We start from the raw sequence: 20,632 nt of genomic DNA on the forward strand, positions 1-20,632 counted from the left end.
GGCCTTGAGCCGGGATCCATCTTGAGATCTCAGGATGGGCCCCCTCAAGTCCGGGGTGACACCGTGGTCGTGCGAGGTCGGTGCCCCTTACCGCGTAAACGACTGGGCGTTGCCCGCGTCCACATTGATGATATTGCCGGTCGATTTCGCCGAGGCTTCCGAGGCGAAGAAGTAGATCGCCTCCGCAATGTCCTCGGGAAACACGCTGCGCTTCAGCATCGAGCGCTCGCGATACATGTCCTCCAGGCCTTCCTTGTCGGTCTTGTAGGTCGAAGCGCGCTGCTCGAGCCACTCGCCCGCCCAGATCTTGGAGCCACGCAACACGGCGTCTGGGTTGACGACGTTGACGCGGATTTGCTCGGCCGCCCCCTCCAGCGCCAGGCACCGGGCTAGGTGGATTTCGGCTGCCTTGGCCGTGCAATAGGCCGAGGCATTTGGCGAGGCGGCAAGGCCGTTCTTGCTGGCCACGAACACCACATTGCCGCCGATCTTCTGCTGGCGGAACAGGCGGAACGCCTCGCGGCTGACGAGGAAGTAGCCGGTCGAGAGAATGTCCATGTTCTTGTTCCACAGCTCGAGCGAGGTTTCCTCGATCGGTGCGGAAGAGGCGATGCCGGCATTGGACACCAGAATGTCGAGTCCGCCGAATTCGACCACCGCTTCGGCAAAGCCGGCGATGACAACGGCTTCCTGCGTCACATTGAGTACGATCGGGCGCACGAAGTCAGCGCCAAATGCCTTGCCCAGTTCGTCACTGGCCGCGTCGAGCGCCGCCTGGTCGATATCGGCCAGCACCACGCAGGCCCCCTCGCGCAGCAGCCGCACGGCCGTGGCCTTGCCAATGCCGCCCGCGCCGCCCGTTACCAGCGCAATTCGCCCAGCCAGCGATTTCGGCTTGGGCATGCGGGCGAGCTTGGCTTCTTCGAGCAGCCAGTATTCGATATCGAAGGCTTCCTGTTCAGGCAGGCCGACATAGGTCGAAACGGTCGAGGCGCCGCGCATCACGTTGATGGCGTTCACATAGAACTCGCCCGAAATGCGGGCCGTCGCCTTGTCCTTGGCGAAGGTGAACATGCCGACGCCCGGCATCAGATACACCACCGCATTGGGGTCGCGAACCGCAGGCGAATTGTCGTGCTTGCAGCGGTCGTAATATGCTTGGTAGTCGACGCGATAGGCGGCGATGTCGTCGGGAACCCGTGCAATCACCGCATCCACATCGGGGTTGGCCGGGTCGAATTCGATCACCAGCGGACGGATTTTCGTGCGCAGGAAGTGGTCGGGGCACGACGTGCCCAATGCCGCCAGCGGCCGCAGATTCTTCGAATTGACGAATTCCAGCACAGCCGGGCTGTCGTCGAAATGGCCCAGCTTGTGGCTGTCGGCCGAAATCAGCCCGCGGATCCTAGGCATCAGCCTGGCTGCGATGGCCCGGCGCTGTTCGGCCGGCAGTGCCTCGACCGCCGCGCCGCCGAAGATGGTTTTGCCCGCGGTCTGCGTCTCAAACCACTCGATGGCCTGGTTGATGATGCCGATCGTGGTTTCGTAACATTCCTTAGGAGTGTCACCCCAGGTGAACAGGCCATGGCTTTCCAGGATCAGCCCCTTGGCATTGGGGTTTTCCTCGCAGAACTTGCCCAGCCACAGCCCCAGCTCAAAGCCCGGCTTCTTCCAGGGCAGCCAGCCGATCGTGTCGCCGAAGATCTGCTGGGTCAGTTCCCGCGAATTCTCCGACGCCGCAATGGCGATGATCGCGTCGGGATGCATGTGGTCGACGAAGGGCCTGTCCACATAGGCATGCAGCGGGGTGTCGATCGATGCGGCGCGCGGGTTCAGGGTGAAGGTCGCGTGGGGCAGGTAGCCCACCATCTCGTCTTCGAATTCCAGCCCGCGATAGAGGCCCTTCAGCGCCCGCAGCTTGTCCATGTAGAGCGTCGAAAATCCGTCGAGCTTGATCGATGCGCTGTCGCCGCCCGAACCCTTGACCCACAGCACTTCGACCATCTCGCCGGTCAGCGGGTCCTTCTGCATGATCTTGGATGAGGTGTTGCCGCCGCCGTAATTGGTGACGCGCTTGTCCGAGCCGAGCAGGTTGGAGCGGTAGACGAGGCGCTCCGGCTCGCTCATGGCGGCGGCCTTGGCATCATCCCAAAGGTTCGCTAGGCGCTTGGGCGCGGTGGTGGACATGCGACTCCTCCCAGAGGGTAGTTCGATCAGGAATGGCTCGGACCATGGCCACGCTGCTCGATAAGTGTCAATCAAAAACAATCATCGATGATCGGTTCGAGCGCAATTGCCTCGAAATTGACGGGTGGTTGATTGACACTGATCGGAATTGGTGTGAATGAATGCAGCAGGGAGATATCAGCATTGCACGAAACTGAGCGCCATCGGGTCATCCTAGCAGCGACGCAGACGCGTCCCGTGGCGACCGTTGCCGAACTGTGTGAGGTTACCGGATCGTCCGAGGCGACCATTCGGCGCGACATTGCGGCCCTGCATGTGCGGGGTGAGCTGCGCCGGGTTCGCGGCGGCGCCGAGGCGGTGAACCCGCCCGAGCAGGCCTCGCTGATGGGTCGGCCATTTTCCGTCAATGAAACGATCAACATTGCGCAGAAACGCGCAATCGCGCGTGCGGCGGTGGAACTCTGCAAGGATGGCGAGCCGATCATCATCAACGGCGGCACTACCACCTATCAGATGGTGCACCACCTCACCGCCCGCCGCCTGTCGGTCTTCACCAACAGCTTCGGCATTGCCGAATACCTGATCCACAATTCGCGCAACGCGGTCGTCATCCCCGGTGGCACCGTCTACCGCGAACAGAATGTCATCCTGTCGCCTTTCGGCGGGGTCGTCGCTTCGCATTTCTACGCCAAGCGCATGTTCCTGGGATGTCAGGGCATTGGCCCGCACGGACTGATGGAGGCCGACCCGATGGTCGTGCAGTCCGAGTTGGCCCTCATCGGGCAGGCCGACGAGGTGATCGTTCTGGCCGACTCCTCGAAGTTCCTAGGCCGATCGAGCCTCATCCTGTGCGGGCTCGACAGAATTTCCGCCGTCATCACCGACAGCGGCATACGCGACGAAGACCGCCAAATGCTGGAGACGGCAGGCGTGCGGCTCATCGTGGCGGAGACCAGTGCCCTCAACGACCGACAATCGACGGTCGCCTGAGGGTAGATCAACGACGAGAACGTCCCAGGGAGGGATCACCATGAAACTGTTGAAAGTCTTGGCTGCCACCACTGCCGTTGCAGTGCTGCTCGCCGCGCCGGCCTACGCCCAGACCCGCATCGCGCTGGTCGTGAAGTCGCTGGGTAACGGCTTCTTTGACGCCGCCAACAAGGGCGCACAGGAAGCTGCCAAGGAACTTGGCGACGTTGAAGTGATCTATACCGGCCCCACCGCCGCCACCGCCGAAGCCCAGATCGAAGTCATCAACTCGCTGATCGCTCAGCAGGTCGATGCCATCGCCATCTCGGCCAACGATCCCGACGCGCTGGTCCCGGCCCTGCAGAAGGCCATGGAACGCGGCATCAAGGTGATCTCCTGGGACTCCGGGGTTGCTCCTGAGGGGCGCCAGCTCCACCTCAACCCGTCCGATATCGGCCTGATCGGCGAGACCATCATCAAGCTCGCCGCCGACTACCTGCCCGATGGCGGCGACGTTGCGATCCTGTCGGCCGCATCGACCGCGACCAACCAGAACGCCTGGATCGAGGCCGCCAAGGCGGTCCTGCCGACCGAGTTCCCCAAGATCAATCTGGTCGCCGTCGTCTATGGCGACGATGACTCGGTGAAGTCGACCGACGAAGCCAAGGGCCTGATCGCGTCCTATCCGAACCTCAAGGCCATCATTGCCCCCACCACCGTCGGTGTCGTGGCCGCGGCCCAGGTCGTGACCGACCAGAACCTGATCGGCAAGATCAACGTCACCGGTCTCGCTCTGCCGTCCGAGTTCAAGCAGTTCATCGACAATGGCGCTTCTCAGGCAGTCGCCCTGTGGAACCCGATCGACCTGGGCTACTCGGCCGTCATGCTGGCCGATGACCTGATCAAGGGTGGCGAAGCCAAGCCGGGCGCCAAGCTCTCGATGGGCCGTATGGGCGAACTGACGCTGGACGACACCAATTCGGGCGCCATGGCCGCTCCCTTCACCTTCGACAAGTCCAACATCGACGAGTTCGCCAAGATCTACTGATCTTGCACCTGGGGTCCGGCGCTTCGGCGCCGGGCCTCGATACCTGGCCAACCCGCCGGCCTGTACCTCCCCCGCAAGGGAGATGACTGAATGATCAGGGTAAGAACTGTATTCATGACCGAGCCCATTCTCACCCTCACTGGCATCTCCAAGAGCTTCCCCGGCGTGCGGGCGCTGCACAATGTGTCGCTTGAGCTCTATGCCGGGCAGGTGACCGCCCTGATTGGCGAGAACGGCGCCGGCAAGTCCACGCTGGTCAAAATCCTCACCGGCATCTACCAGCCCGACGCCGGCGAGATCACCGTGGCCGGACGCGCCGTGCAGCTGCCCACTGCCCATTCGGCATCCGACGCCGGCATCACCGCCATCCACCAGGAAACCGTGCTGTTCGACGAGCTGACGGTTGCCGAGAATATCTATCTGGGCCATGCCCCGCGCACCCGGCTTGGCCTGATCGATTGGAAGACCATGCGCTCCGAAGCGCAGGAAACCCTCGATTCCATGGCCTCCGGCATCGACGCCGACATCAAGCTCAAGGAACTCGGCATCGCCAAGAAGCATCTGGTCGCCGTGGCACGGGCGCTCTCCATCGACGCTCAAGTCGTCATCATGGATGAGCCAACCGCCGCCCTCAGCCAGAAGGAAATCGAGGAGCTTTATGTGCTCATCGACCTGCTGAAGGAAGACGGCAAGGCCATCCTCTTCATCAGCCACAAATTCGATGAAATCTACCGCATCGCCGACCGCTACACGGTGTTCCGCGATGGCGAGCAGGTGGGTAAGGGCCTCATCAAGGAGACCTCCCAGAACGAGATCGTCCGCCTGATGGTGGGCCGCGCCGTTGATCACATCTTCCCCGAGCGCACCGCTGCAATCGGCGATGTTGTGCTCGAAGCGCAGGGACTGAGTCACCCGACCGAATTCGACGACATCTCGTTTGCCGTGCGCAAGGGCGAGATCCTGGGCTTTTATGGCCTGGTCGGGGCAGGGCGCTCCGAGGTGATGCAGGCCGTCTTCGGCATGACGCAGCCCTCGCGTGGCACCATGGTGCTGAATGGCAAGTCCATTGCGCCAAGGTCGGCGGCTGACGCGGTCGAGGCCGGCATCGTCTATGTTCCCGAGGAGCGCGGCAAGCAGGGTGTCATCACAGGCGAACCCATCTTCAAAAACGTCTCGCTGCCCTCGCTCAACAAAACCAGCAAGCATGGCTTCCTGCGCCTCGCCGAGGAATTCGCGCTGGCCCGCACCTATACCGAGCGGCTCGATCTGCGCGCCTCCTCGCTCAGCCAGGATGTCTCGACCCTTTCGGGCGGCAATCAGCAGAAGGTGGTCATCGCCAAGTGGCTCGCCACGCTGCCCAAGGTCATCATCCTCGACGAACCCACCAAGGGCATCGACATCGGCTCCAAGGCGGCCGTGCATGGCTTCATGGCCGAGCTGGTCGCGCAGGGGCTTTCGGTCATCATGGTCTCGTCCGAACTCCCCGAAATTCTGGGCATGAGCGACCGCATCGTCGTCATGCGCGAAGGCCGGATCATCGACACGCTGGAAAACAAGGGCCTCAAGCCCGAGACGCTCGTGCGGCTGGCCGCCGGCATTGCCGAGGAATGGGCAGCATGAACCGCCTTCTCAAATACCGCGAAGTCCTGCTGGGCCTCGCCATCCTGCTCGTCCTGGTGCTGGTAACCGCGCGCTTCCCGCGCTTCGCCCAGCCCCAGAACCTGCTGACCATCTTCAACGACACCTCCATCCTGATGATGCTGGCGCTCGGGCAGATGGCGGTGATCCTCACCCGCTCCATCGATCTATCCATGGCCTCCAATCTCGCCCTGACCGGCATGATCGTCGCCATGACCAATGCCGCGTTTCCCGGCGTCCCGATCCCGCTGCTGATGGCCATGTGCGTCGTCATCGGGGCCGGTCTGGGCGCCTTCAACGGCATCCTCGTCTGGAAGCTCAACATTCCGCCCATCGTCGTTACTCTGGGCACGCTGACCATTTTCCGCGGCTCGGTCTTCGTCATTTCCGGTGGCGCCTGGGTGAATGCCGCCCAGATGAGCCCCGATTTCATCCAGCTCCAGCGCACGATCTTCCTTGGCCTGCCGCTGCTCAGCTGGTTCGCCATCGTCGTGGCGGGCCTGTTCTACCTGCTGATGACCCGCACGCCATTGGGCCGCGCGCTCTATGCCATCGGGGTCAATCCCACCGCCTCGGTCTATACCGGCATCAATGTGGGCCGCACCAAGTTCTATGCCTTCGTCATCGCCGGCGCGGTGGCGGGCCTGTGCGGCTATCTCTGGATTTCTCGCTACGTCATCGCCTCGGTCGAGGTGGCCGGCGGCTACGAGCTGACCATCATCGCCGCCTGCGTCATCGGGGGCGTCTCCATTGCCGGCGGCATTGGCAGCGTGGCCGGCGTGTTGCTTGGCGCGTTGTTCCTCGGCGTCATCAATAACGCCCTGCCGGTCATTAACATCTCTCCCTTCTGGCAGATGGCCATTTCCGGCACCGCCATCCTGCTCGCCGTCGTCCTCAACGCCCGCAGCGAACGCCGCCAGGGCCGCGTGATCCTCAAGCAGGCGGAGGCTGCGTGATGGGTGTTGTGGCTCTATTGTCTTCAGGCAAACCCCATGGTGCAGTTACCCCATGGCGGCGCAGCCAGCGTCTCCCTCCCCCTTGTGGGGAGGGATCAAGGGTGGGGGTCGGTTTGGGCATTGAACGCGCAAGAGAACTCCGCAAGGCCATGCCCGCGCCGGAGGCTAGGCTCTGGAACGCACTCCGTGAGCTGCGTCCTCTCGGATACCATTTCCGTCGTCAGGTACAGTTGGGCCCTTACTACGCCGACTTTGCCTGTCACGCGCACCGCCTCGTCGTTGAAGTTGACGGCGACACACATGCCACCGATCAGGCGCTCATCTACGACGCCCGCCGCGACGTGCTGATTGCAGCCCAAGGCTATCGCATTCTGCGCGTCTTCAATTCTGACGTCATGCGCAACATCGACGGCGTGATGACCTCCATTCTTACGGCGCTCAACCAACCCCCACCCTCACTCCCTCCCCACAGGGGGGAGGGAAGCCCACGCGGTGGATCGGACGACAATCAGCCATGACCGACACCCCCCTCCACCGCACGCTCCCCGATCGGCTCGATAACCCGATCAAATCCGCTGTCCTGAGCTGGGAGTCGCTGCTCGTGCTCGTGGCCGTGGCGATTTTCATCATCAATTCCTTCGCCTCGCCCTATTTCCTCAATCCGTGGAGCCTGTCCGATCTCACCTTCAACTTCACCGAGAAGGCGCTGATCGCGCTGGCTATGGCGTTGTTGATCATTTCTGGCGAGATCGACCTGTCCGTGGCCGCGATCATCGCGCTGGCCTCCACCATGATGGGCCTGGCGCTGCAATATGGTGCCGATACGCCGGTCCTTGTCGCGGTTGGCGTCGGTGTCGGCGTGCTCTGCGGCGCGTTCAATGGCTTTCTCGTCACCGGGCTCAGGCTCCCCTCGATCGTGGTCACCATCGGCACGATGAGCCTCTTCCGCGGCATCGCCTTCATCGTGCTCGGCGACCAGAGCTTCAAAGGCTACCCAAAGAGCTTTTCCTGGTTCGGGCAGGGCTATGTCTGGGGCGTGATCTCGTTCGAACTGGCGCTGTTCGCCCTCTGCGCCGTGCTCTACTGGGTTCTGCTGCACCGCACCAATTTCGGCCGCCGGGTCTATGCCATCGGCAACAATGATGTCGCGGCGCGCTTCTCCGGGGTCCGTGTCGAACGGGTCAAGTTCATTCTGTTCTGCCTCACCGGCCTGATGAGCGGCGTCGCGGCGGTGCTGCTGACTGCGCGCCTCGGCTCCACCCGTCCGTCTATCGCGCAGGGCTTCGAGCTCGAAGCCATCACCATGGTCGTGCTTGGCGGCGTCTCGATCCTGGGTGGCGCGGGTTCGATCCTCGGCGTGGTGCTGGCCGCGATGATCGTCGGCCTTGTGACCTTCGGCCTGGGCCTGCTCAACGTGCCCGGCATCGTCATGACCATCTTCACCGGCTCATTGCTGATCGTGGTGATCGCACTGCCTATCCTGTTCCGCATGTGGAGGCAGCGCGCATGATCATCGACGGCGATTACGAAAAGCAGGCCTTCAAGATGCAGCTCAATCCGGGCATGGCCGCCGAATACCGGAAGCGCCACGACGAGATTTTCCCCGAGCTGGTCGACCTGCTGCACGAGGCCGGGGTGAAGGATTATTCCATCCACCTCGACGAAGAGACCAACATCCTCTTCGGCGTCCTCTGGCGTCGGCGCGACCACACCATGGCCGATCTGCCCAGCACACCGGTCATGCAGCGCTGGTGGGCACACATGGCCGACGTCATGGCCACCAACGAAAAGAACGAGCCCATCTCCATCGACCTGGCGCCGATGTTCTGGATGAAATAGTGCCACGCAGTCGATGTCATTCCGGCCGCCGCCGGAATGACCCCGCGCAAATGCTAGTGCTTCGGCTCGTGCGACTTCCGGATCGCCCGCACCATCAGCCACACGAATAACAGCACGAATGGCGCGGCAATCGACAGCGCCATGGTCTTGTTCCAGTGCGCCACTTCCAGCGGGCCCGCTAGCGCGTAGCCGACGATGCCGAGCAGGTAGTAGCTGATGGCGATGGTCGAGAGCCCTTCCACCGTGCGCTGCAGCAGGAACTGGCTGCGGCCGGTGCGGGCAATGCTGTCGAGCACGGCCGAATTCTGCACCTGCATGTCGACGCCGATGCGCACATTGAGCATGCCGATGGCGCGCTCGATCTTGTCCGACAGCACGGCGAGGCGCTTTTCCATCGCGGCGCAAGTCGCCAGCCCGGGATCGACACGGTTGCTGATATAATGGGTGAGCGTCGAACCGCGCGTGGTCGAATTCTCGCGAATGCCGCCCAGCCGCATGCGCAGCACGTCGCCATAGGCGTGCCCCGCCGCAAAGCGATATCCGAGCCGCTCCGATAGCTGCCCCGACCGCACCGATAGTGCATGCAGCTGAGTCAGTGCGGTCTGCACGGTCTCAGCCGTGGTCGCTTCCGAAAGTCTCTCCACCAGTTCAGTCAGCTCGATTTCGACGGTCCGCAGTTCGGGATTGGCCGCGCGTGCCAGAGGCAAGCCGAGCAGGGCCATGGTGCGGTAGGTCTCGATTTCGAGCAGCCGGCGGACGATGATCGATCGGCGCAGCACCGACAGTCCACCTGCGGCCAGTTCGAACCTTGTATAGCGGTCGGCATCGGGCACGAAGTCGGTGGCCACCTGCGCCTTGCCGTTTTCAACGTCCGCCAGGCAGAGGCTGGCGAGATTGAAGCCGGGCACCAGATATTCGGGAATGGTGCTGTCGGCGATCACGTCCAGCCGCATTGCGCCGATCAGCAGGCCATCGCCCAGCGTTTCCAGCCCGATATCGCCGGGCCAGTTTTCCTTGTCGTCGGGGGCGCTGCGCCAGGTCACGGTGACGAATTCGGTGTGGAATTCCCAGGTCACGTGCCGGGTTGCGGTATTGAAGCTGTGCTGGCGGCTGGTGGCTGCCGGAACCTCGACACCTTGCTGGCTGCAGAATTCGGTGAAGCGGTTGAACACGCTCATCATCGCCCCGGCCTGGGCCGGCATGACCACGACCAGCCGGCGTAGCCGGCAGAAATCGTCGATGATCTCGACGGGGCGCGCATGGACTTCTTCCATGATCGCGGCGCGGTAGGGGTGATCGACGAGTAGGGCTGCGGCCATAGGGTGCTCCGATACCGCCCAAACGGGGCAGATATGCGATGTGGCGCCGTCAAATTCGCTTTGGCAACGTGGCGTTACGGCGCAGAACTTTGGTCGATACTGGCCAGGATAGCTTGCGCAACCCCCGGATTCCCGCGCGACCAGCTCAGCCAGAACCCCAGGTCATAACGCTCCGGCAGCGGCAGAAAAGGCAATCCCGCACCGATTCTTTTTACCGAAGCCAGCGGCAGCACCGAGATGAAGCCGTGATTGAGCACCAGATTGACGATCACCGGAATGGAATCGACCTCGATCAGCCGCAGGCTGCTGCGCTTGGCATCGCCCAAATGATCATCCAGCGCGGCATTTATGCGCTGGCGCAAGCCACTGCGGGCGCTCGGCACTGCCAGTGGCCCCGATAGCAGTGCATCGGCAATACTGGCTCCCGCTCCGTTGCCCCCGACAATGGCCAGTGCCGTCTGCCCCATCATCCGCCCGTCGAGATCGGGCGGCAGAACATCGGTATCGAGCAAAGCCGCGTCGAACACCCCGCTCTTGAGGCCCGCCAGCAGGTCGTCGGCGGTGGTGGAACTCACAAACAGCGGTGCACGTGGCCGCTCCGCGAGCCAGCGCGCGGCCAGGTTGGCCACCATGCGCGCGATTTCGCTCTCATAGCCCAGCGGCACGACTGAGCCGAGCCGCGCGGTCGAAACGCTCTTACGAAACCGCTCGCCCGAAGCGCTGGCCAGCCGCTGCCACACCGCCAGCAATTGTTCCGCCTGTTCCATCAGCCGCGTCCCGGCCGGAGTTGCGGCCGAGCCGCCAATCGCCCGCTCAAGCAGCGACGTGCCCAGCACAGTCTCGAGTTGGGCGATCTGCCGCGACAGTTGCGGCTGGCCCATGCCCATGCTGCGCGCCGCCCGCCTGATGCTGCCCTGGCCGACAATCTCGACAAAGCGCTGCAGCGCATCGAGCCGGATGGCCTTGTCCGGCGAGATGGCCCGCGCCAGCGCTGCGGCCGCTGCAATATCGGCCTCCAGCCGCACCCCATCGAGCCGCGTCACCAGCCCCGAGCCCGCCCGCTCCACCAGCCGCACCGATATCTCGGCCTCGAACCGCGATACCGAAACGGCGATGGTCGAGGCGGGCCGGCCGAGCGCTCGCGCCGCCGCCCGAATGCTGTGCAATTGCAGCACCGTATCCACCGCGATCAGCGTTGCGGTGTCCATCTGCTCACTCCACGGAAAAACCACATAGCCTGTTCAATAAATGGGATATCCCATGTTCCAGATCTATCCAATAGCGTCACCATCATGAACGAACTGGCGATGAACCTCCGTAGTGCTCCAATCACCCTTAGCGGCAAGCCGCTGAGCTTCGCCGATATTGCCCGCATCGGGGGGCGCAAGGCGCCTCTGGTCGCCGATGGCGAGGCGATGGAGCGGGTCGCCAATGCGCGCCACATCATCGAAGAGGCCATGGCCCACGGCCAGCCCGTCTACGGCTCCACCACCGGCGTCGGCGCCATGAAGGACATCGAGTGGTCGGCCGATCAGCTCGACGATTTCAACATGGGCCTGGTGCGCGCCCATCACTTCGGCACCGGCGACGCCTTTTCCAGCGAAACCGTCCGCACGGCGATGGCCATTCGCGTCAACATGGCCCTGACCGGCCGCGTCGGCTGCACCCCCGATCTGGTGAACGCGTTCCTCGCGCTCCTGTCCAACGACGTGGTGCCGGTCGTGCGCCGCACCGGCTCGATTGGCTGCGCCGATATTGGCCTGATGGGCCAGATCGGTGCGGTGTTGACCGGCTCGGGCGAGGCCATGTATGGCGGCGCGCGCCTGCCGGCCGGCGATGCCCTGGCCGCCGCTGGCCTGTCCTCTTTCCGCCTCGCACCCCGCGATAGCCTTGCGTCCATTTCCACCAATGCCGTGGGATTTGCGGCGGCAGCCAATGCCCTGCGCGATGCAGCCGCCACCGTGCGCGTCATGCTGGCCACCGGCCTCACCACTGCCGGGGCGCTCGGCGCCTCGCGCGATCCGTGGAAAGCGGTGGCCCATGTCGGTACCGAGCGCGAAGCCGGCATCGGAGCCTGGCTCTACTTCAATGCCAAGGGCTGGGACTGGCCCGACGCCACCCATATTCAAGACCCGCTGAGCCTGCGCATGATGAGCCAGGTCTTCGCCACCGGCTTCGAGACGCTGGTTGCCGCGGGTAAGATCCTGCTGGCCGCCACCGGCCGCACCGACGACAATCCGGTGGTTGCGGGCGGGCAGGTGCTCACCTCGGGCGGCTCGCTTCCTCTCGATGTCACGGTGTTCCTGCAGACCGCGCAGTTGGGCCTCGCCCATATCGCGCGCAATTCGTTCAATCGCTGCGTACTGCTGGGCAATGGCGGGCGGCGCGACCTGCCGGTCAATCTCGTCTATCCGGGCTCCATCGCTACCGGCTTTGGGCCCATCATCAAGCTGGCCGGGGAGCTGTTTGCCCGCGTCCTCACCATGACCCAGGCGATTTCGCCCATGTCCATGGTGGTGGCCGGGGGCATCGAGGATGAGGCTGCTTTCCTGCCGCTGGTCGTCGAGCGTTTCGAGCGCCAGATCCTGGCCTTGCAGCGTCTTGCGGCGCTTGAAGCCATGCTGGCCGCGCAGGCCATGGATATCTCGGGCGATCGTCCGGGCAACGTCCCGGCCATCGTCTATTCGCTGGTCCGGCGGCATGCTGACACATATCGGTCAGACCGCCCGCTATCGTCCGAAGTTGAAGCTGTCGAACAGGCTCTCACCTCCGACGACTTCATGAACGAACTAATTTCCCACTCAACGATTATGGAATTGGACGAGTTTTTCGCACTGGGGCCTGTGGACTAGCACCAGCAGCCTCGCCCATTTCTGCCAAGACGCTACGTTAGGGACAGCCGGGTCTGGGACTCGGATAAAAACTGGAGAAACCAATGCGCCTCACATCAAAACTCCTGAGTGCCGTCGCTGCGCTCGCCATCTCAGTGACCGCCGCGAATGCTCAGGTGGTCGTGTCTTCCAAGATCGATACCGAAGGTGGGGTCCTGGGGAACATCATCAAGCAGGTGCTTGAAGCCAACGATATCGCCGTGACCGACCGCATCCAGCTCGGCGGCACGCCCATCGTACGCGAGGCGATCATCGCCGGCGAAATCGACATCTATCCTGAATATACCGGCAACGCGGCCTTCTTCTTCGACAAGGCCGATGACCCGCTGTGGAACAACGCGGCTTCTGCCTATGCCGAAGCGGCCAAGCTCGATTACGACGCCAACAAGATCGTCTGGCTCACGCCGTCCCCGGCCAACAACACCTGGGCCGTTGCCATCCGCAACGACGTGGCAGAAGCCAATAACCTCAATACCTTCAGCGAGTTCGGCGCCTGGGTTGCCGGCGGTGGCGAAGTCAAGCTTGCTGCATCGGCCGAGTTCGTGAACTCGCCTGCCGCACTGCCCAAGTTCCAGGAAGTCTATGGCTTCACCCTCAAGCCGGACCAGCTGATCACCCTGTCGGGTGGTGATACCGCCGCCACGATCGCCGCTGCTGCCCAGCAGACCAACGGCGTCAACGCAGCCATGGTCTACGGCACCGATGGTGGCATCGCCCCCTCGGGCCTCAAGGTTCTAGAAGACGACAAGGGCGTTCAGCCGGTCTACCAGCCCGCGCCGATCATCCGCGAAGCCGTGCTGGCCGAGCATCCGCAGATCGAAGAGCTGCTCAAGCCCGTCTTTGAAGGCCTGACCCTCGAAGTCCTGCAGACTCTCAACGGTCGCGTTCAGGTCGGCGGCGAAGCCGCTGCGGCCGTTGCCACCGACTACCTGACCCAGAACGGCTTCCTGAAGTAGGGCTTTCCTACGGCGTGGGGACTACCCCCACCCTCATTCCCTCCCCACAAGGGGGAGGGAAGCCAGTCCAGAGCGCCAGACGGCGTATATGCCAAGGCGTGACGTCCCATCGTCTCCCTCCCCCTTGTGGGGAGGGATCAAGGGTGGGGGTGAGCCTCCGCAAAATGCCAGCCGGGAGCCAGCATGACCATCGCCGAGACATCCCCCGTTACAGACCGGCCCGCCTGGCTGGCGCTCGACAAGCTGGGTGTCCTCATCGCACTGATCGCCGGCGCGGGTGCCGCGCTGCCCTTCGTCCTGTTTCGCGCTAATCGCATCGTGCAGGGCGAGCCCAAATCCCTCTTCGACGCGCTACCTGCCGTCGAAACCGGAATTCTTTTTGCCGTTCTGCTGGCTGGCTTCGCCATTGCCCTGCTGCGGTTTTCTGCGCGGATCAAGCTGATCGTCGGCTTTGCCGTCTTGGCAGTGCTCTTTGTCTTCATCGGCATGTCGGGCAGCTATCTCACGCCCGATGGTGATACCTTTGCCCGCGTGTCGCCCGGCGCCGGGTTCTGGCTCCTGGCCTTTGCCTTCGCCCTTCTGGTCACCGATGCGCTGACGCGCCTGCGGTTCAAGCCGCTGGTTCGCATCGGCATCTTGCTGGCGGTTGCTGTCGCGGCGGCATTGCTGCTGTGGAGCGGCGCCTGGAACGACCTTTCCATTCTCAAGGAATACGGCACCCGCGCCGCCGCCTTCTGGGCCGAAGGGCGCACCCATCTGGCGTTGGCTTTCGGTTCAGTGGCCATCGCCATGGTCGTCGGCGTGCCCGTGGGTATCCTCTGCTACAAGGTCCGCCCACTGCGCGCCGCCGTGCTCAACGTCCTCAATATCGTCCAGACCATTCCTTCGATCGCGCTGTTCGGCCTGCTGATCGCGCCGCTGGCCTGGGTCGCGGCGAATATTCCCGGCGCGTCGTCGATCGGCATTTCCGGCATCGGCGTGGCCCCGGCCATGGTGGCCCTGTTCGCCTATTCGCTGCTGCCGATCGTTTCCAACACCGTGGTGGGCCTGCAAAGCGTGTCGCCCGCCGCCGTCGATGCCGCCAAGGGCATGGGCATGACCGGCGCGCAGCGCCTGATGGGCGTGGAACTGCCGCTGGCTTTTCCGGTGATCCTCACCGGCATCCGCATTGTGCTGGTGCAGAATATCGGATTGGCGACCATCGCGGCGCTGATCGGGGGCGGGGGCTTTGGTGTCTTCGTTTTCCAGGGCATCGGCCAGACGGCGATGGACCTGGTTCTGTTGGGCGCGGTTCCCACCGTGGCGCTGGCCTTTGCCGCTGCCGTCGTGCTGGACGCGCTGGTTGAAATGACGTCGCGCGGGGGGCGCCGGCCATGATCGAAATCGACAATATCACCAAGGACTATAGCGGCACGGTCGTCGTCGACCATGTGACGCTGACCATCGAGCCACGCACCATCTGCGTCATCGTCGGCACGTCCGGGTCCGGCAAGACCACCCTGATGCGCATGATCAACAAGCTGGTCACCCCCAGCTCCGGTCACATCCGCATCGATGGCGAAGATATCGCCGGCATCCCCGCCTACGAGCTGCGCCGCCGCATCGGCTACGCCATCCAGGGGCATGGCCTGTTTCCCCACCGCACCGTGGGCCAGAACGTCGCGACGGTTCCCAAGCTGCTCGGCTGGGACAAGGCCCGCATCGACGCCCGTGTCGATGAGCTGCTCAGCCTCTTCCAGCTCGATCCCGCCGAATTCCGCGATCGCCTGCCACACGAACTCTCCGGCGGCCAGCAGCAGCGCGTCGGCGTCGCCCGGGCCCTCGCAGCCGAACCCAAGATCCTGTTGATGGACGAGCCCTATGGCGCGCTCGACCCGGTCATCCGCGCCAAGGCGCAGGAGGACCTGCTGGCGATCCAGCGCCGTTTCGGCACCACCGTGGTGCTGGTGACGCATGACATGGAGGAGGCCATCCACCTCGGCAATACCATTGCCGTGATGGACAAGGGCAAGCTGCTGCAATGCGCCAGGCCCGCCGAGATCATCGCCAATCCGGCGACCCCCTTTGTTGCCGAGCTCATCGGCAAGAGCGAGCGCCCGTTCCGCCTGCTCTCGCTCGCCAAAGTCGCTGATCACGTCGAGCCCGGCCAGGTCGATGGCGAGCCCATCGACGCCACCGCCTCCCTCCGCGATGCCTATGCCGAACTGTTGTGGTCGGGGCGCGAAGCCCTGCCGGTGCGCCGCGATGGCCAGATCGTCGGCATGGTGACCAGCGCCGCCCTCACGCGGCTTGCCGCGAGGCCGCAATGACCATCGGCAACCTCATCCGCCTGATCGTTTTCGTGATCCTGGTGCTGTTCCTGGTCAACCCTGACCTGTTCAGCGGCTTCTTCGCCCAGTTTGCCAAAAGCACCCAGCCGGCCATCTACAATCAGGGGAGCCTGCTCGATATCACCCTGAACCACCTCGCCATCGTGCTGGCCGCCACCGTCGCGGCCACCATTATCGCGGTGGGTCTCGCCATTATCGTCACGCGCCCGTTCGGCGCCGAATTCCTGCCGCTCTCGCGCAGCCTCGCCAATATCGGGCAGACCTTTCCCCCGGTGGCCGTGCTGGCGCTGGCCGTGCCCATGCTCGGCTTCGGCACCGCGCCCACGCTGGTGGCGCTGTTCCTCTATGGCCTGCTGCCGATTTTCGAGAACACTCTCACCGGCCTCACCAACCTGCCGCCCACCGTCACCGATGCCGCCAAGGGCATGGGCATGACCGGCTGGCAGCGCCTGCTCAAGGTGGAACTGCCGCTGGCCCTGCCGGTTATCCTGGCAGGCGTGCGCCTCTCGGTCGTCATCTCGCTGGCCACCGCCACCATCGGCTCGACAGTCGCGGCGCGCACGCTGGGCGAGGTGATCATCGCGGGCCTGCTCTCGAGCAACACCGCCTTCGTGCTACAGGGCGGCCTCATCGTCGGCGTCCTCGCCGTGCTGATCTACGACGCCCTGGCCGCGCTGGAGCGGTTCCTCATGGCGCGCACCGGCCAACTCGGAAGGGCCGCGGCATGATCCCATCAGGGCTCCCAGTCGTCTCCCTCCCCCTTGTGGGAAACTGAACCATGTCTGATTTCGATCTCGCCCTGTCCGGAACCGTCGTCCTCCCCGATCTCGTCATCGAGAACGGCTACGTCGCCGTGCGCGGTGGCAAGGTTGCCCATGTGGGGGAGGGCATTGCTCCCTCGGCCCACGAGCGCCACGTGCTGGGCGATGCGCTGATCCTGCCCGGCGCCATCGATGCGCAGACCCACTCACTGAGCCAGAAGGACCAGGAAGATTTCATCTGGTCCACCCGTTCGGCCGCTGCCGGTGGCGTCACCACCATCGTCGACATGCCCTATGACGAGGGCAATCTCGTCTGCTCCGCCGAGGCCGTCCGCAAGAAGGTCGCCCATGCGACCCCGCAGGCCCGGGTCGATTTCGCGCTCTATGGCACCATCAACCCCGAAGAGGGCGCCGCCCGCATTGCCGAGCAGGCCGAGGCCGGTGTCGCCGCCTTCAAGTTCTCCACCTTCGGCACCGATCCCATCCGCTTCCCGCGCATTCCCCCCGCGCTGCTTGAAGAGTGCTTTGCCGCCATCGCCGAAACCGGCCTCACCGCTGGCGTCCACAACGAAGACGACGAAATGGTCCGCGCCGCCATGGCCAAGACCAAGGCGCTGGGGATCACCGATTATCGCGCCCACGGCCTCAGCCGCCCGCCGCTGACCGAGCTGCTGGCCTCGCTGCAGATCTACGAAACCGGCGCCGCCACCGGCTGCGCCGCCCATGTGGTCCACTGCTCGCTCAGCCGCGGCTACGATATTGCCCGCAGCTATCGCGATCAGGGCTTTGCCGCCACCATCGAGTGCTGCATTCACTACCTGACGCTCGATGAGGAAAACGACGTCCGCCGTCTCGGCGGCAAGGCCAAGATCAACCCGCCGATCCGCCCCCGTGCCGAAGTCGAAAAGCTCTGGGAGCATGTGCGCAACGGCAATGTCACGCTGGTCTCCACCGATCACGTAAGCTGGTCGGAAAACCGCAAGACCAATCCCGACATGCTCGCCAACGCCTCCGGCGTGCCGGGACTCGAGGTCATGGTGCCGCTCTTCGTCAAGGGCGCGCTGGAACGCGAGATCCCACTCACCTGGGCCGCAAAACTCATGGCCGAGAACCCCGCCCGCCACTTCCGTCTCGATCACCAGAAGGGCGCGCTGACCGCCGGCAAGGATGCAGATATCACCGTCCTACTGCCGCGCCCGCAGCGCTACGACGCTGCCGCCAGTGGCAACAACGTCGTCGGCTGGTCCCCCTATAATGGCATCGAACTGCCCTGGACCGTTGGCCTGACCTATCTGCGCGGCCAGCAGGTCTTCGACGGCACCACGGTCGCCGACCCCGGACTCGGGAGATTTGTTCGGCCGGAGGCCCGCCCATGATTCCCAATTCCCCCGTCCGCGCCGACCGCATCGAGGCCGATATCGATGCGCTGGCCGCCATCACCGAGCCCGATCGCCCCTATACCCGCCGCGCCTTCAGCCCGATGTTCCTCGAAGGCCGGGCCTGGCTGGAAAAGGCCATGCGCGAAGCAGGGGCCGTCACCCATATCGATGCGGCCGGCAATCTCATCGGCACCATTCCGGGCAACCGCCCCGAACTGGGCACCATCATGCTTGGCTCCCATTCCGATACCGTGCCCGATGGCGGCCGGTTCGATGGCATTGCCGGGGTGATTGCGGCGCTCGAAGTGGCCCGCGCCCTTCACGATCAGGGCAAGGTGCTCGATCACACGCTGGAAATTGTCGACTTCCTCGCCGAGGAAGTCTCGATCTTCGGCGTCTCCTGCATTGGCAGCCGGGGCATCAGCGGCACCCGCCCCGAGGAATGGCTCACCCGCGACAGCAATGGCCTGACGCTGGAAAAGGCCATTCGCCAGGTCGGCGGCGATCCCGTCAGCATCGCCATGCGCGACGACATCAAGGCTTTTCTCGAACTGCATATCGAGCAAGGCCCGGTCCTCCAGAATGAAGGGCTCGATGTCGGCGTCGTCACCGCCATCGCCGGCATCACCCGGATTGAGATCATCGTCGATGGCCGCGCCGATCACGCCGGCACCACCCCGATGAGCGCCCGCAAGGATGCGCTGACCACCGCCGCCTGGATCGCGCTGGGGGTCGAGGAATTGGGCAAGGCCCTCTCGGTGGGCGAAGAGCATTTCGCCGCCACGGTCGGCGAATTCGAGATGACGCCTAACGCCGCCAATGTCGTGCCCGCCCGGGTGCGCATGCTGATCGATGCGCGCGCCGAACTCCGCGACGACATGGATCGTTTCCTTGATGAGCTGGAAAAGGGCGTCGCCGCCATCGCCGAGAAAACCGGCGTCACGGTCAGCACCCCGCGCATCGTGTCGGACAATCAGCCGACCCCATGCGACCCCGAATTGCTCGACGTGCTCGATGCTGCCTGCGAAAGCGCCGGCGCGCGCCACCGCCGCATGGCGTCGGGGGCAGGGCACGACACCGCGTGGATGACGCGCATCACCAAGGCCGCGATGATTTTCGTGCCCTGCGTTGATGGCCGCAGCCACGCGCCCGACGAAATGGCCAGCAGCGACGATATCGCACTGGGAACCGCCGTGCTGCTCGATGCGGTGCTGGCGCTCGATACACGATTGCAGAGGACGAACTGATGGGCCGCATTCTCACCGAAAAGGACGTCGAAGCCGCCGTGCGCGGAGGCTCGGTCTATGCGGCAGGCGGCGGCGGCTGGGCCGATCACGGCCGCATGCTGGGCATGGCCGCCGTCAGCGTCGGCAAGCCGGAACTTGTCAGCATCGAAGAACTCGACGCCGATGATTGGGTGGCCACTGCCGCTGCCATCGGCGCGCCCGCTTCCACGACGCCCTGGGAAATGCAGGGCGTCGACTACATCAAGGCGGTCCAGCTCCTGCAGGATGCGCTGGGCGAAAAGCTCAGCGGCCTGATGGTCGGGCAAAACGGCAAGTCCTCCACCCTCAATGGCTGGCTGCCCTCGGCGGTGCTCGGCACCAAGGTGGTCGATGCGGTGGGCGATATCCGCGCCCACCCCACCGGCGATATGGGCTCCATCGGCATGGCCGGCTCGCCCGAGCAGATGATCCAGACGGCGGTGGGCGGCAACCGCTCCGAGCACCGCTATATCGAACTGGTGACGCGCGGCGCCACCGCCAAGGTGTCGCCCATCCTGCGCACGGCCGCCGATCAGTCGGGCGGCTTCATCGCCTCCTGCCGCAATCCGCTGCGCGCCAGCTACGTGCAGAAGCACGCCGCATTGGGCGGCATCTCGCTGGCGCTCAAGCTTGGTGAAGCGATTTTGGCTGCCGAGGGACGTGGCGGTACCGCCATCATCGAAACTATCGCCAAAACCACGGGCGGCTCCATTCTGGTGGAAGGTGTCATCACCGACAAATCGGTCGTCTACACCAAGGAAGCCTTCGATATCGGCACAGTGACACTGGCTTCCGGCGAAGTGCTGCATGTGATGAACGAATATTTGGCGGTCGACGACAAGTCCGGCACGCGCATCGCGACCTTCCCCGACGTGCTGACCACCCTCTCGGCCGATGGCGAACCGCTCAGTGTCGGCCAGTTGCAGGTCGGCATGCAGATCTTCGTCCTGCACGTCCCCAAAACGGTCATCCCCCTCAGCTCCAGCGTCCTCGACCCCACCGTCTACCCGTTCGTTGAAGAGCGCATGGGCATCGAGCTGGCGAAATACGCGCTGGATGGCCGTCGCACCTAATTCACACTCGATGTCACCCGG

General features: G+C 64.1%; 18 protein-coding genes. 15 read left to right on the top strand and 3 right to left on the bottom strand.

Features of this window, described 5'->3' with window-relative positions; all coding sequences use genetic code 11:
• Positions 1–87: 87 nt before the first annotated feature.
• Positions 88–2,187 (bottom strand): bifunctional rhamnulose-1-phosphate aldolase/short-chain dehydrogenase, encoded by a 2,100-nt coding sequence (locus ACZ5WT_RS11830; protein ID WP_464283993.1) that lies wholly within the window; start codon positions 2,185–2,187, stop codon positions 88–90.
• 183 nt (positions 2,188–2,370) lie between these two features.
• Here ACZ5WT_RS11830 and ACZ5WT_RS11835 point away from each other — a divergent pair, with 183 nt between their 5' ends.
• From ACZ5WT_RS11835 to rhaM, 7 genes are all read left to right on the top strand, one after another.
• Positions 2,371–3,177, top strand: a complete 807-nt coding sequence (locus tag ACZ5WT_RS11835) for a DeoR/GlpR family DNA-binding transcription regulator (RefSeq protein ID WP_464283994.1) — start codon at positions 2,371–2,373, stop codon at positions 3,175–3,177.
• A 40-nt stretch (positions 3,178–3,217) separates the two neighbouring features.
• Positions 3,218–4,204 carry a rhamnose ABC transporter substrate-binding protein gene (gene rhaS, locus ACZ5WT_RS11840; RefSeq protein ID WP_464283995.1) on the top strand — a complete coding sequence of 329 codons (987 nt, stop codon included), beginning with the start codon at positions 3,218–3,220 and terminating at the stop codon, positions 4,202–4,204.
• A 114-nt stretch (positions 4,205–4,318) separates the two neighbouring features.
• Positions 4,319–5,824, top strand: coding sequence for a sugar ABC transporter ATP-binding protein (locus ACZ5WT_RS11845; RefSeq protein ID WP_464283996.1), 1,506 nt, complete (start codon positions 4,319–4,321; stop codon positions 5,822–5,824).
• Positions 5,821–6,798 (top strand): ABC transporter permease, encoded by a 978-nt coding sequence (locus tag ACZ5WT_RS11850; protein ID WP_464283997.1) that lies wholly within the window; start codon positions 5,821–5,823, stop codon positions 6,796–6,798. Before ACZ5WT_RS11845 ends, ACZ5WT_RS11850 begins: the two co-directional genes overlap by 4 nt.
• A 113-nt stretch (positions 6,799–6,911) precedes the next feature.
• The gene (locus ACZ5WT_RS11855) at positions 6,912–7,316 is read left to right on the top strand and encodes an endonuclease domain-containing protein (protein WP_464283998.1); all 405 of its coding nucleotides are present in this window, start codon (positions 6,912–6,914) and stop codon (positions 7,314–7,316) included.
• Positions 7,313–8,308 (top strand): ABC transporter permease, encoded by a 996-nt coding sequence (locus tag ACZ5WT_RS11860; protein ID WP_464283999.1) that lies wholly within the window; start codon positions 7,313–7,315, stop codon positions 8,306–8,308. The genes ACZ5WT_RS11855 and ACZ5WT_RS11860 overlap by 4 nt, the downstream gene beginning before the upstream one ends.
• Positions 8,305–8,637 (top strand): L-rhamnose mutarotase, encoded by a 333-nt coding sequence (rhaM, locus tag ACZ5WT_RS11865; protein ID WP_464284000.1) that lies wholly within the window; start codon positions 8,305–8,307, stop codon positions 8,635–8,637. The genes ACZ5WT_RS11860 and rhaM overlap by 4 nt, the downstream gene beginning before the upstream one ends.
• A 53-nt stretch (positions 8,638–8,690) precedes the next feature.
• Here rhaM and ACZ5WT_RS11870 read toward each other — a convergent pair whose 3' ends face one another.
• Positions 8,691–9,956: a DUF3422 family protein gene (locus tag ACZ5WT_RS11870; protein ID WP_464284001.1), complete on the bottom strand. Its 1,266-nt coding sequence runs from the start codon at positions 9,954–9,956 to the stop codon at positions 8,691–8,693.
• 74 nt (positions 9,957–10,030) lie between these two features.
• Positions 10,031–11,164 (bottom strand): LysR family transcriptional regulator, encoded by a 1,134-nt coding sequence (locus tag ACZ5WT_RS11875; protein ID WP_464284002.1) that lies wholly within the window; start codon positions 11,162–11,164, stop codon positions 10,031–10,033.
• Between the two features lie 99 nt (positions 11,165–11,263).
• On the opposite strand from ACZ5WT_RS11875, the gene ACZ5WT_RS11880 reads away from it, so the two are divergent.
• The 8 genes from ACZ5WT_RS11880 to ACZ5WT_RS11915 all read left to right on the top strand — a co-directional run bounded on the left by ACZ5WT_RS11880 (position 11,264) and on the right by ACZ5WT_RS11915 (position 20,611).
• A complete protein-coding gene (locus ACZ5WT_RS11880) occupies positions 11,264–12,808 on the top strand; it encodes an aromatic amino acid lyase (protein WP_464284003.1) in 1,545 nt (514 codons plus the stop codon).
• Positions 12,809–12,891: 83 nt separating this feature from the next.
• The gene (gene osmF, locus ACZ5WT_RS11885) at positions 12,892–13,803 is read left to right on the top strand and encodes a glycine betaine ABC transporter substrate-binding protein OsmF (protein ID WP_464284004.1); all 912 of its coding nucleotides are present in this window, start codon (positions 12,892–12,894) and stop codon (positions 13,801–13,803) included.
• Positions 13,804–13,986: 183 nt separating this feature from the next.
• On the top strand, positions 13,987–15,180 hold the full coding sequence (locus ACZ5WT_RS11890) for an ABC transporter permease (protein ID WP_464284005.1): 1,194 nt from the start codon (positions 13,987–13,989) through the stop codon (positions 15,178–15,180).
• Positions 15,177–16,112 (top strand): ABC transporter ATP-binding protein, encoded by a 936-nt coding sequence (locus ACZ5WT_RS11895; protein ID WP_464284006.1) that lies wholly within the window; start codon positions 15,177–15,179, stop codon positions 16,110–16,112. The genes ACZ5WT_RS11890 and ACZ5WT_RS11895 overlap by 4 nt, the downstream gene beginning before the upstream one ends.
• A complete protein-coding gene (locus ACZ5WT_RS11900; RefSeq protein ID WP_464284007.1) occupies positions 16,109–16,861 on the top strand; it encodes an ABC transporter permease in 753 nt (250 codons plus the stop codon). The genes ACZ5WT_RS11895 and ACZ5WT_RS11900 overlap by 4 nt, the downstream gene beginning before the upstream one ends.
• 50 nt (positions 16,862–16,911) lie before the next feature.
• The gene (locus ACZ5WT_RS11905; protein WP_464284008.1) at positions 16,912–18,270 is read left to right on the top strand and encodes a dihydroorotase; all 1,359 of its coding nucleotides are present in this window, start codon (positions 16,912–16,914) and stop codon (positions 18,268–18,270) included.
• A complete protein-coding gene (locus ACZ5WT_RS11910) occupies positions 18,267–19,520 on the top strand; it encodes a Zn-dependent hydrolase (RefSeq protein WP_464284009.1) in 1,254 nt (417 codons plus the stop codon). The genes ACZ5WT_RS11905 and ACZ5WT_RS11910 overlap by 4 nt, the downstream gene beginning before the upstream one ends.
• Entirely contained in the window at positions 19,520–20,611 is a 1,092-nt protein-coding gene (locus ACZ5WT_RS11915; RefSeq protein ID WP_464284010.1) for a DUF917 domain-containing protein, read from the top strand. The genes ACZ5WT_RS11910 and ACZ5WT_RS11915 overlap by 1 nt, the downstream gene beginning before the upstream one ends.
• The last annotated feature ends 21 nt before the right edge of the window (positions 20,612–20,632 follow it).

It is taken from the genome of Devosia sp. T2-14 (assembly GCF_055397495.1).